Origin of the sequence: Streptomyces aculeolatus, assembly GCF_020400605.1 — a bacterium.
Taxonomy (GTDB): domain Bacteria; phylum Actinomycetota; class Actinomycetes; order Streptomycetales; family Streptomycetaceae; genus Streptomyces; species Streptomyces aculeolatus.
In genome coordinates, this window is record NZ_JAINRD010000005.1 from 297408 (window position 1) to 306464 (window position 9057).

Below are 9057 nucleotides of genomic sequence, written 5' to 3' on the forward strand. Positions count from 1 at the left end.
TTGGACCTGCGCGGCCCCAGACTCGAAGGGCCCCAGTGGGTGTCGACTGGGAGTTGATCACGCCTGGTGGAGTCTCATCGACTCCATCAGGTGCACCCAGCGCTCCTGCAGGACACCCATTGTCTCGCGCTCCATCGTCGGCGTCACGTTCGAGTACACGCCTTCCACGCCGGGAAGCTCGTGGCCCATGCGGGACTCCACTGCCACGCGACTGATGCGCCCCGAGTCGTCCAGCCACTCCTTGTGGCCGTGCCGCAGCAGGTACATCCGCTTGCCTTCGTAGTCCGGCACCGCGGGGATCTCAGGGATCGGGCGGCGGCGCCTGTCCCCCGTCGCCTTCCTCTCCTCGTGGCCGTCGGCGATCGGCCGCCAGTAGGCGCCGTCGAAGTTCGTCGACACAAGCTCCCCGCCCTTGATGCCGGGGAAGACCCACTCCTCATCGTGACTGTCGAGGAGCAGCCGCAGGAGCGTCGCCAGGAACGGCGGGATCACCAGCGTGCGGTAGGAGCCGTACTTCGGCGGCAGCGTCAGCAGCTCACCCTGATCGCGCTGGCGCTGCGTCTGCACGCGGATGGCGGGCATGCCTCCGTCACCCTTGTACCGCTCGGGCTCCGGCTCCGCATGCTCCCCGTCCGGGTCGGGGTCGGACGACGGCCAGTTCGGGTAGCAGTACTCCCGCCGGAGCCCGTACAGCTCCCCCGGCCGCATCCCTGTGACCGCCATCGTCAACATGAAGACGTAGCCGGGGAACCCCCAGTACTGCTTGGCGTTGACGGCGAGCTGGTACACGGATTCGGCGCGCATGTGCCGCTTCCGCTCCCGCGGCTTCTTCTTGTACCGCCCCCGGCGGCGCTGGCGCTCCACCGGCGACGCGCTGCGCAGGCCGGCGCCCACCGCGTCTTCCATGAGCATCCCGAAGACCATGAGGATGTTCTTCGCGCTGCCCTCGCCGACTACTCCCCCCAAGTGCTTCTTGAAGCCCCTGTAAGCGACGATGTCGATCTCTCCGACAGTGCGGCGCTCGAAGTACGGCTTGATGTGCTTACGCAGGTGGCCGCGGTAGCTCTTCTCCGTCAGCGGCCCGTGATCGAGACTCTTTTCCCAGGTGTCGCACCAGTCCGACATCAGGGTCGAGCCGTCCCGGTTTCTGATCAAGTGCCCGTGGCGCTGCTCGTGCTCGCGGTCGAGGCCGTAGTTCCATGCCTCTTCCTCGGCAGTGAATCCGCCCTTGGACTCGTACTTCCTGCGGCCGGACGGGTAGTACTCGCCGGCCCACCACTTGACCCGGCAGGTGCCCCCGCGCCATTCGATCTGCGGCATGGGCCCCCCTGGGGTGCAGTGTGCGTGTGCGCGGCAGGCTCTCGCCTGCCGCTTTCACGCTACCTCGTGTACTGCGGCGTTCGTTCGCGAGCAGGAGCACGTGGGTGTGACCTCGACTCCCTGGCGTTTGGCCAGCTCGCGCACTGCCTGTTGAGCGGTGGGACTCTGCAGAACGTCCGGGGAGACCGCAACCAGTATGTCTTCCCCGATCTTGATGGACCATCCGAAAGCGTTCGGCCCAAGGTCCATGGTGCTGATGTGATGCATGGGCCCCCTCGTCCCGTGTCTACTCGGGTGCCCCCCAGGTGGATGCACACCAGGGTGACACGAGGGGTTGGAATTTCACACACTCCGCAGTCTCGCGGATGCCGATCCGTTTGTAACAATCGCCGTGGTTCGAAAGGTTGTAGTCCGAACGGCCCTTTTATTGATCGGTTTCGGGCAGCACGCCTTGGCGTTGCAGCTCCTCGATCACGCGGCTGTTGAGCGCTTTGATCTCCCGCACGGTGAGGTCTGGCGTGACGGCCATGGTCGCGTCCGTCACGGCCCGCTCGATCTTCTCCGTGAGGCCGGTGATCGGCACGGTGGCGTACATGACGTCGCCATCCTCGGACATCTGCACCGGGACAGGCTCGCCGCCCTGGGCGATCTCGTCGCAGGAGCCGGGCGCCCAGCCGAGTGCGCGGTCGACTTTCACGTAGCTGACATCGCGGACGGGCTGGCCCTCTTCGATGCGCTGAAAGGTGTCCTTGGAGACGCCGGCGGCGATGGCGGCTTCTCGGCGTGAGGGGTAGCGCTCCAGGCGTCGGGCCTTTACGGCCTTCGCCAAGCGTTCAAGATCGCGATCCGGCATGACCACCAGTGTGCCAGGACCAGGCAGGGCCAGCTAGGGCCAAAGTCGCCAAGGGCGTCAACCCAGGGCGACCAGCGAAGACGCCATGAGGCTAGCTAGGACGATCTCATGCCTGACTTCGACGCGACTTAACGCGAACTAGGGCTAGACATGAGGGCTAACTAGCGCTACCTTCAATGCCATGCACAGACCCCAACCCTTCTTCGAAGTGGACGGGGACGCGATACGGCGGAAGCGCATGGACCTCGGACTGGACACCGAAGTGCTCGCAGACTCCGCCGAGATCAGTCGTCGCTACCTGAGCCACCTCGAAAACGGCACCCGCCGGCGGATGCGGCCTGGCAAGTACGCAGCCCTCAGGGCCGCACTGGGTGCCGATGCCAACGAGCTACTGCTCGCCCCACCGAGTACCGACTCCCCGAAGGAGTGACATGGCCACCAGCGACCGGTACGCGAAGTACGGCCGCCCCCAGGCCCCCGCCGATCCCAACCAGGAGTACATGACCATCCAGGAGACGGCCTCCGTCCTGGGGTGCAGCGTCGACACGATCCGCCGCCTGCTCAAGGAGCTGGACATCAAGGCGAAGGTCGGGCGCCGCGTCATCACCGACAAGGCGGACCGAGCCCTGATCTACGAGTACCGCCGCAGCGACCGCAAGCCGGTCCGCCGCCGCACCTCACAGCCCCGCCGTCCTGCCGCCGCCTAGAGCGGCTGCGGCCCCGCCCCGGGCCTTCACACACCGGGACGAGGCCACCGCGGCCCGAGGGCCGCGTGCGACCCACCCCCACCATCCCTACAGAGAAGGGCGGACCACATGTCCTCCATCATCCCTGATCTTCCGGACGGCGTGCAGTCTGTGTTCGACGAAGCCGTCGACGCGTACCGCCGGTTCGACGAGTCGTCCACCTACATGTCGGCAGGCGAGCGCCTGCTGGCCCGCCGTGAGGCTGTCGCGGATATCGCTGCGGCGAAGAGGCTGCTGGACCACCACGACCCGAAGCTCGCAGAGCAGGCCGCGCGCGCCGCGCAGTCCGGCGGTGCCCGATGAACCCCCGCCGGACCGCCGAGCAGGAGCGCGACTTCGCCCGCTGCTCCCAGCGCTGGGGGTCGGCCCACTGCTTCCGGAACTTCCGCACGGCCCAGCAGGACGAGGCCGACCGCAAGTTCACCGCACGCATCCGGCGCCTGTTCCGAGGCGGTGCGCGATGAACTTCCCCGAGTTGGACGCCGAGTTCGACGCCGCGACGGTCGACGTGGAGGCGGTAACGCCGCTGGCCGCGATGTGGGCCGAAGCCGAGGAGAAGGCGGCCGTCATCTCCGAGTTCCCCCCGTCGTCCGCGGCGGTCGGCCGCATCGCGCTGGACATGCTCCCCGAGGGCGAGCACGACGAGGCGTGGGACGAGCTGTTCTACGTGTACGCCCAGGCCCGCGCCGCGGGTGCGGAGACCCGGGAGCGCTGGGAAGCCGAGCGCCAGCAGCGTGCCGAGTTCAACGCGAAGCTCGCCGCGTTCCGGGAGTGCCGCGACCACGGCGGCCCCTTCCCGGCCGGACTGCTGGACGACATCGCCCGCCTCACCGACGAGCTGCACGGCGGTGCGGCATGAGCGCCCACGCCCCTTCCCCCAACTGCGACTGCGGTGCCTGCTGCAGCGCCTGCGGCCACGACGCCGGCTGCTCGGTGTTCGAGCCGCAGCCGGAGCCGCTGTCGATGACCGAGCTGAAGGCGCGGGCCGACGCCCGGCCGGACAGCCTCCTCGCATCGCTGATGTCCGACGTCGACAGGGACCACGCGCGCTACATCGACATCTTGGGGGGTCACTCATGAACGCCGAGACCTGGAACGAGCACTACCCGATCGGCACCCCAGTCATCGCCTACCCGCTCCTCCGGCCGGAGGACCCGATGTCCGTCGCCTACCGGCAGCGCGCCGAGGCCGGTCGCGCCTACGGGGATTCCGACCCCTGTAAGCGGCTGGAGACCCGCACCCGCAGTCGGGCATGGGCGCTCGGACACGGCACGCCCGTGGTGCTGGTCGACGGCTACTCGGGCGGCATCTGCCTGACGCACGTGGACCCGGAGCCGAGCGGCGCGGACGAGATCGGCGGTGCCTGATGGACGCCCTCGACTCCACCCCCGCCCCGGTCCTGGATGCCGCCGCCGTGCGGCTGGCTGCCGCGCTGGACACCCGGCGCCCCCCGCGGCCGATCGCCGCACTCCTTCGCTGGCTCGGCCTGGGAGGCAGGTCATGACCATCCCGCAGACCCTCCGCATCAACGCCCTCGACGTGCCGGCCGCCGCGGTAGAGGCCGACGCGCTCCGGCTCCTCGCCGCCCGCGTCGACCCCGAGACCCGACACCAACTCCTCGACCTCGACACCGACTCGACATGCCGCCCCGCCGGCTTCGCGTGCCCCGCCTGCCCGCCGAAGGGCGTGGACTCCGATGGCTGACCGCGCCGAATCCCGCGAGATCCAGACCGCCGCGGACACCGCCCGGCACGTGGGCCAGCACCTCATGCGCACCGGCGGCACCGTGGGCATGGGCGAGTCCGCGCTCCTGTCGATCGGGCTGCTCCTCGCCGACGCCGCGGACGCCCACACCCCGTACCAGGACCGGGACGGCCTGCACTGCGAGCGGGACGACGACACGTGGCCGTGCACCGACGTGCGGCGGGCGCATGCCGTCGCGCAGCTCGTGAACGCCGCGTGGCCGCGGCCCGCCGCCGCCGAGGGGGAAGCGGCATGAGCCTCATCGACGACTTCACGCCGGTCAGCGCGATCGAGTCCCGGGCGCCGCTCGCGGACCGGGCGCAGTACGCGCTGGTCGACCTTGACGCCGCCTGCCGCCGCATGTGGGGCGACGAGGCCGGGTGGACGGGCAGCCAGCGCCAGTTCTACGAGCGGGCCAGCGCCGAGGTCTTCGCCGACTACGAGGCCGCCGCCACCCCGGGGGTGCGCCATGGCTGACACCCGACTCACGAGCGCCGGCATGGTCCTCGGACCCGACCCGGCAGACATCGAGGTCGCCCACAGCGAGACGCCCTTCGGGGTCCAGTACGCCGCGCTGCGACTCGGGCGGGCCCTGAGCATCCACGTCGAAGCCTCCTCTCCGGAAGCCCTCGACGCACTCGCCGCGGCGGCCACCCGGCTCGCCGACTGGAAGCGGCAGCAGCAGGCCCGAACGGAGGCCGCGTGATGACCGCCCTGTCCCCGCGGCAGCACCGCCTGTGGGCCCTGCTGTCCGGCCGCAAGAAGATCACCACCGGCGACGTGTGGGCCATCAACCGGCTGCGGCTGAAGGCCCCGAAGCGCACCACCACTCGGGGCGACCTGCGCCTGTTCTGCCAACTCGGGCTGCTCTCCCCGCACGGGCCGGAGGACGCCCGCTGGTACGAGCCGGTGGGGGTGGCCTCGTGAAGCCCCGCCTCCTGGCCGCCTACTGCGGCGTCGGCGGCTGCACCCGCGGATACCAGCTCGCCGGCTTCCACGTCGCGGGCGTCGACATCGCCGACCAGCCGCGCTACTGCGGCGACACCTTCATCCGCGGCGACGCGATCGACTACATCAAGGCCCACGGCCACAAGTACCACCTGATCCACGCCGGGCCGCCGTGCCAGCACGACTGCACCCTCACCGCCGGCACCAACGCCGGGAAGTTCACCTACCCGGACCTGATGGCCGACACCCGCGCGGCCCTGGAGTCGACCGGCCGCCCGTATGTGATCGAGAACCCGCCGGGTCGGGCCGCGAAGAAGATGCGCGTCGACCTCACCCTGTGCGGCGAGCAGTTCGACCTGGCCGTGATCCGGCACCGCAACTTCGAGCTCGGCGGTTGGGCCGCGCCGCAGCCGGCGCACCGCAAGCACCGCGGGCGGGTCGCCGGAATGCGGCACGGCCAGTGGTACGAGGGCCCCTACTTCGCCGTGTACGGCGACGGCGGCGGCAAGGGCTCGGTCGCCGACTGGCAGCGGGCCATGGGCATCGACTGGACCGACATCCGTAAGGAGATCGCCGAGGCCATCCCGCCCGCCTACTCGCAGTGGCTCGGCGAGCAGTTCCTCGCCCGACCCGAGGCGGTGGCCGCATGACCGCCCCGACGCGTGAGGCGCTGGCGGCCCAGGTCGCCGCTCTCACCGCCCGCCTGGCCCGCGTGGAGGCGCAGCTCGCCGCCGCCCAGGCCGCCAACGCCCGCCTCCGCGGGACCCCCGACTACGCGGCGTCCCTCGCCGCCGGCCACACCGAGACGCTCGCCGGCTTCGAGGCGCGTACCGGGCGCCGGGACCTGGGGGCGCTGGTCCGCGGGGCGATCCACCAGCGCGACGGGCAGCGGTGGACCGCCCGCCCGACCCACGACCACCAGACCGAACGGAGCACACGATGACGGACACGAAGACGTACACGGCCGAGGAAGCCGCCGCGCTGCTCGGCAAGCCGGAACAGCTCCCGAAGAGGCTGAGCGCCAGCCAGATGCCCGCATCGTGGGTGTCGGCCGACGAGCGCGAGCAGGACATCGCGAAGCGCTTCCGCACAGACACCGCCAGCCACCAGATGACCGTGCTCCACAACGACGGCCTGTACCGGCACATCCGGTTCCGGCAGACCAAGCACAGCGCCTACTGGTTCGACCTCGTCACCTGGCCGGGCGCCCTCCACATCCGCGGCGACCTCGGCAACAACTACACCTTCCAGCGCCTGCCCGACATGTTCGAGTTCTTCCGCAGCAGGCGCGGCGGCATCAACGCGCACTACTGGGCGCAGAAGCTGGACAGCGGCAGCGACTCCGTGAAGACGTACTCCGAGGATCTGTTCCGGCAGCTCGTGGTCGAGCACTTCGTGGACTCGGTCCGCTGGAGTGACGCCCCCCGCGGTCTCGGCAAGGAGATCCGCGCGGAGATCCTCGATCAGGATCTGTCGGACGAGGGCGAAGCCCGCGGTCTGCTGGAGTCCTTCGAGTTCAAGGGCTTCAAGTTCCACGACGTGTGGGAGTGGTCGTTCGGCGACTGGGACTGGTCGTTCATCTGGGCCTGCCACGCGATCGTGTGGGGCATCCGCCGGTACGACAATGTGCGCGGCTACGGCCTGGAGCGCCTCGCCGAGCCGGCGCCCGCCCGCGAGGCGGTGGCAGCGTGAGCGACCACCCGGAGATCATCTCCATCCCGAAGGCCGACTTCCTGCGCGCCCTCACGGGCGGCGATCTGCCCGCGGACGCGATCCGCGAGGAGCGCTGCCTGAAGCCGCCGATCGGCTGCGGCCAGCCGCTCATCTCGGAGACCGGCGAAGCCCGCGTCTTCTGGGACCAGGACGAAGCCCGCCGCTACGAGGCCGAGTGGCGCATCACCGGCCTCTGCCCGACCTGCCAGGACGCCAACGAAGCAGCCGCGGAAGCAGGTGAGATCTGGTGAGCATCCTCCACCCCTCCCGGGAGCGCCGGCACCGCGAGGCCCCGCCGCGGGCATCGACCAAGCTGCGCCTGCTGCGCGACCGGCTGGCCGATGCCGAGCAGCAGCGGGACGGGCTGCGGCAGCGGAACATCATCCTCGCCGACGAGCTGATCGTCACCACGGCGCGACTCCAGGCCGCCGACGAGCGCATCGCGCTCCTGCAGCAGCAGGCCGAGCGTGCGGCCGACGCCGAGAAGCGGGCCGCCGCTGCGGAGTCGAAGCTCGCCGAGGTGGGCGCGATCACCGTCCCGCCGATGGTCCGCAACGTCACCGCGCCCGACGACCAGGCGACCGCACCCCACGGCGTGCGGACCATCGGCGGGCCCGCGGCGAGGGTCATGCCGCTCGCCGAGGCCGCCCGGCGCGGGCACTTCGGGACCGCCGGCGACACCATGCCGCTGCGCGTCGGCCGACAGCCCGGCCAGGGCGAGGACACCGGGGAGGTGGCGTGACATGAACTACGCGATGACCGCGGCCGAGCGCGTCGCGCAGATCCGCACCGCTGCCGCCGGAGCAGTCGCGTCGTACCGCGACAAGGTCGCCTTCCACATCAAGAACCAGAACACCGAGTCGCTGGAGGCTGCCCGTCGAGACCTGGCCCACGCCGAAGCCGAAGCGAAGACCCTCGACGGACTGTCGGATCTGGAAGTCCTGAACCGGGTCTGCGAGGAGGTGATGCAGGAGCGGATCACCGTCAACGACCGGTACATGGGCCTGCTCGTCGAGCAGCGCAAGTACGGCGAGCGGGTGCGGGCCGGCGTGATGCGCGAGGTGCGCGATCGACTCGACATGCTGGCCTGCCACGCGGTCAGCCGGAAAACCCAGGAACTTACCGCCGTCCTCACCGCCGTCGACGCACTGCCTGAGCGGGCCAACGCGGAACGGATCGCCCAGCTCAAGAGGATCGCGTCCGGCGCCCGGCACGGGCTGCGCGTAACCGACGGGACGCAGGGTGAGGACCCGACGAGGTCGTGGCGCCTGGACGACAACCGGGCCCTCGTGCATGCCGCCCGCTCCGTGCTCGGCGTGCTGCGTGACAAGCCCGAGGTTTCCGCCGACGACGTGATCCGGCTCGTCGGCGAAGCCCTCACCCCGAACGGGAACCTGCGCGAGCTGTTCGAAGTGGCCGGCCCCACCCCGGCCCAGCCGAAGCCTGTGTTCCTCACCGGCGCCCACTGGCACGACGGCGGCACCTTCTGCGCCTACGAGCCGCCGTCCGGCGCCCGCGTCGTCGCCTACAACGTGGGCGACGCCTGGCACCTGGATCTGCATGCGGCGACGGGCGCCCTGCTTGCCTACGGCAGCGCCGACATCGCGGAGGTGGCCGAGCTCGCCCCGGCGCTGGCGGCGCGCGCGGCCGAGTGGGCGGTGGACCGCAGCGGCTACGGGTGGCAGCGGTTCGCGGAGGTCGCCGAACAGCGGAGGCGGGTGGCGGCATGAACCC

General features: G+C 70.6%; 21 protein-coding genes. 19 read left to right on the plus strand and 2 right to left on the minus strand.

Annotated features, from left to right (window positions below):
- Window positions 1–57: 57 nt before the first annotated feature.
- On the minus strand, window positions 58–1320 hold the full coding sequence (locus tag LG396_RS11950; protein ID WP_225794706.1) for a site-specific integrase: 1263 nt from the start codon (window positions 1318–1320) through the stop codon (window positions 58–60).
- A 424-nt stretch (window positions 1321–1744) separates the two neighbouring features.
- Window positions 1745–2173, minus strand: coding sequence for a helix-turn-helix domain-containing protein (locus LG396_RS11955; RefSeq protein ID WP_225794707.1), 429 nt, complete (start codon window positions 2171–2173; stop codon window positions 1745–1747).
- Window positions 2174–2354: 181 nt separating this feature from the next.
- Here LG396_RS11955 and LG396_RS11960 point away from each other — a divergent pair, with 181 nt between their 5' ends.
- From LG396_RS11960 to LG396_RS12050, 19 genes are all read left to right on the plus strand, one after another.
- Window positions 2355–2603, plus strand: coding sequence for a helix-turn-helix domain-containing protein (locus tag LG396_RS11960; protein ID WP_225794708.1), 249 nt, complete (start codon window positions 2355–2357; stop codon window positions 2601–2603).
- Between the two features lies 1 nt (window position 2604).
- Window positions 2605–2880 (plus strand): helix-turn-helix domain-containing protein, encoded by a 276-nt coding sequence (locus tag LG396_RS11965; RefSeq protein ID WP_225794709.1) that lies wholly within the window; start codon window positions 2605–2607, stop codon window positions 2878–2880.
- A 108-nt stretch (window positions 2881–2988) separates the two neighbouring features.
- Window positions 2989–3222, plus strand: a complete 234-nt coding sequence (locus LG396_RS11970; RefSeq protein WP_225794710.1) for a hypothetical protein — start codon at window positions 2989–2991, stop codon at window positions 3220–3222.
- Complete coding sequence (locus tag LG396_RS11975) at window positions 3219–3383, plus strand: hypothetical protein (protein WP_225794711.1); 165 nt, start codon at window positions 3219–3221, stop codon at window positions 3381–3383. Before LG396_RS11970 ends, LG396_RS11975 begins: the two co-directional genes overlap by 4 nt.
- Window positions 3380–3778 carry a hypothetical protein gene (locus tag LG396_RS11980; RefSeq protein ID WP_225794712.1) on the plus strand — a complete coding sequence of 133 codons (399 nt, stop codon included), beginning with the start codon at window positions 3380–3382 and terminating at the stop codon, window positions 3776–3778. The genes LG396_RS11975 and LG396_RS11980 overlap by 4 nt, the downstream gene beginning before the upstream one ends.
- Complete coding sequence (locus LG396_RS11985) at window positions 3775–3999, plus strand: hypothetical protein (protein ID WP_225794713.1); 225 nt, start codon at window positions 3775–3777, stop codon at window positions 3997–3999. The genes LG396_RS11980 and LG396_RS11985 overlap by 4 nt, the downstream gene beginning before the upstream one ends.
- Complete coding sequence (locus tag LG396_RS11990) at window positions 3996–4286, plus strand: hypothetical protein (protein ID WP_225794714.1); 291 nt, start codon at window positions 3996–3998, stop codon at window positions 4284–4286. The genes LG396_RS11985 and LG396_RS11990 overlap by 4 nt, the downstream gene beginning before the upstream one ends.
- Entirely contained in the window at window positions 4286–4423 is a 138-nt protein-coding gene (locus tag LG396_RS11995) for a hypothetical protein (RefSeq protein WP_225794715.1), read from the plus strand. The genes LG396_RS11990 and LG396_RS11995 overlap by 1 nt, the downstream gene beginning before the upstream one ends.
- Window positions 4420–4623 (plus strand): hypothetical protein, encoded by a 204-nt coding sequence (locus LG396_RS12000; protein WP_225794716.1) that lies wholly within the window; start codon window positions 4420–4422, stop codon window positions 4621–4623. Before LG396_RS11995 ends, LG396_RS12000 begins: the two co-directional genes overlap by 4 nt.
- The gene (locus LG396_RS12005; RefSeq protein WP_225794717.1) at window positions 4616–4918 is read left to right on the plus strand and encodes a hypothetical protein; all 303 of its coding nucleotides are present in this window, start codon (window positions 4616–4618) and stop codon (window positions 4916–4918) included. The genes LG396_RS12000 and LG396_RS12005 overlap by 8 nt, the downstream gene beginning before the upstream one ends.
- Entirely contained in the window at window positions 4915–5139 is a 225-nt protein-coding gene (locus LG396_RS12010) for a hypothetical protein (RefSeq protein WP_225794718.1), read from the plus strand. Before LG396_RS12005 ends, LG396_RS12010 begins: the two co-directional genes overlap by 4 nt.
- Window positions 5132–5368, plus strand: a complete 237-nt coding sequence (locus LG396_RS12015; protein ID WP_225794719.1) for a hypothetical protein — start codon at window positions 5132–5134, stop codon at window positions 5366–5368. The genes LG396_RS12010 and LG396_RS12015 overlap by 8 nt, the downstream gene beginning before the upstream one ends.
- The gene (locus tag LG396_RS12020) at window positions 5368–5589 is read left to right on the plus strand and encodes a hypothetical protein (RefSeq protein ID WP_225794720.1); all 222 of its coding nucleotides are present in this window, start codon (window positions 5368–5370) and stop codon (window positions 5587–5589) included. Before LG396_RS12015 ends, LG396_RS12020 begins: the two co-directional genes overlap by 1 nt.
- Window positions 5586–6260 carry a DNA methylase gene (locus tag LG396_RS12025; RefSeq protein WP_225794721.1) on the plus strand — a complete coding sequence of 225 codons (675 nt, stop codon included), beginning with the start codon at window positions 5586–5588 and terminating at the stop codon, window positions 6258–6260. The genes LG396_RS12020 and LG396_RS12025 overlap by 4 nt, the downstream gene beginning before the upstream one ends.
- A complete protein-coding gene (locus LG396_RS12030; protein ID WP_225794722.1) occupies window positions 6257–6553 on the plus strand; it encodes a hypothetical protein in 297 nt (98 codons plus the stop codon). The genes LG396_RS12025 and LG396_RS12030 overlap by 4 nt, the downstream gene beginning before the upstream one ends.
- Window positions 6550–7302 carry a hypothetical protein gene (locus LG396_RS12035; RefSeq protein WP_225794723.1) on the plus strand — a complete coding sequence of 251 codons (753 nt, stop codon included), beginning with the start codon at window positions 6550–6552 and terminating at the stop codon, window positions 7300–7302. The genes LG396_RS12030 and LG396_RS12035 overlap by 4 nt, the downstream gene beginning before the upstream one ends.
- Window positions 7299–7574, plus strand: coding sequence for a hypothetical protein (locus tag LG396_RS12040; RefSeq protein WP_225794724.1), 276 nt, complete (start codon window positions 7299–7301; stop codon window positions 7572–7574). The genes LG396_RS12035 and LG396_RS12040 overlap by 4 nt, the downstream gene beginning before the upstream one ends.
- A complete protein-coding gene (locus tag LG396_RS12045) occupies window positions 7571–8065 on the plus strand; it encodes a hypothetical protein (RefSeq protein ID WP_225794725.1) in 495 nt (164 codons plus the stop codon). The genes LG396_RS12040 and LG396_RS12045 overlap by 4 nt, the downstream gene beginning before the upstream one ends.
- A gap of 1 nt (window position 8066) precedes the next feature.
- On the plus strand, window positions 8067–9053 hold the full coding sequence (locus tag LG396_RS12050; RefSeq protein WP_225794726.1) for a hypothetical protein: 987 nt from the start codon (window positions 8067–8069) through the stop codon (window positions 9051–9053).
- Window positions 9054–9057: the final 4 nt, after the last annotated feature.

Excerpts from the sequence above, each read along its gene's own strand:
- LG396_RS11950 (WP_225794706.1), bottom strand. The coding sequence starts at position 1,320 with ATGCCGCAGATCGAATGGCGCGGGGGCACCTGCCGGGTCAAGTGGTGG.
- LG396_RS11955 (WP_225794707.1), bottom strand. The coding sequence starts at position 2,173 with ATGCCGGATCGCGATCTTGAACGCTTGGCGAAGGCCGTAAAGGCCCGA.
- LG396_RS11960 (WP_225794708.1), top strand. The coding sequence starts at position 2,355 with ATGCACAGACCCCAACCCTTCTTCGAAGTGGACGGGGACGCGATACGG.
- LG396_RS11965 (WP_225794709.1), top strand. The coding sequence starts at position 2,605 with ATGGCCACCAGCGACCGGTACGCGAAGTACGGCCGCCCCCAGGCCCCC.
- LG396_RS11970 (WP_225794710.1), top strand. The coding sequence starts at position 2,989 with ATGTCCTCCATCATCCCTGATCTTCCGGACGGCGTGCAGTCTGTGTTC.
- LG396_RS11975 (WP_225794711.1), top strand. The coding sequence starts at position 3,219 with ATGAACCCCCGCCGGACCGCCGAGCAGGAGCGCGACTTCGCCCGCTGC.
- LG396_RS11980 (WP_225794712.1), top strand. The coding sequence starts at position 3,380 with ATGAACTTCCCCGAGTTGGACGCCGAGTTCGACGCCGCGACGGTCGAC.
- LG396_RS11985 (WP_225794713.1), top strand. The coding sequence starts at position 3,775 with ATGAGCGCCCACGCCCCTTCCCCCAACTGCGACTGCGGTGCCTGCTGC.
- LG396_RS11990 (WP_225794714.1), top strand. The coding sequence starts at position 3,996 with ATGAACGCCGAGACCTGGAACGAGCACTACCCGATCGGCACCCCAGTC.
- LG396_RS11995 (WP_225794715.1), top strand. The coding sequence starts at position 4,286 with ATGGACGCCCTCGACTCCACCCCCGCCCCGGTCCTGGATGCCGCCGCC.
- LG396_RS12000 (WP_225794716.1), top strand. The coding sequence starts at position 4,420 with ATGACCATCCCGCAGACCCTCCGCATCAACGCCCTCGACGTGCCGGCC.
- LG396_RS12005 (WP_225794717.1), top strand. The coding sequence starts at position 4,616 with ATGGCTGACCGCGCCGAATCCCGCGAGATCCAGACCGCCGCGGACACC.
- LG396_RS12010 (WP_225794718.1), top strand. The coding sequence starts at position 4,915 with ATGAGCCTCATCGACGACTTCACGCCGGTCAGCGCGATCGAGTCCCGG.
- LG396_RS12015 (WP_225794719.1), top strand. The coding sequence starts at position 5,132 with ATGGCTGACACCCGACTCACGAGCGCCGGCATGGTCCTCGGACCCGAC.
- LG396_RS12020 (WP_225794720.1), top strand. The coding sequence starts at position 5,368 with ATGACCGCCCTGTCCCCGCGGCAGCACCGCCTGTGGGCCCTGCTGTCC.
- LG396_RS12030 (WP_225794722.1), top strand. The coding sequence starts at position 6,257 with ATGACCGCCCCGACGCGTGAGGCGCTGGCGGCCCAGGTCGCCGCTCTC.
- LG396_RS12035 (WP_225794723.1), top strand. The coding sequence starts at position 6,550 with ATGACGGACACGAAGACGTACACGGCCGAGGAAGCCGCCGCGCTGCTC.
- LG396_RS12050 (WP_225794726.1), top strand. The coding sequence starts at position 8,067 with ATGAACTACGCGATGACCGCGGCCGAGCGCGTCGCGCAGATCCGCACC.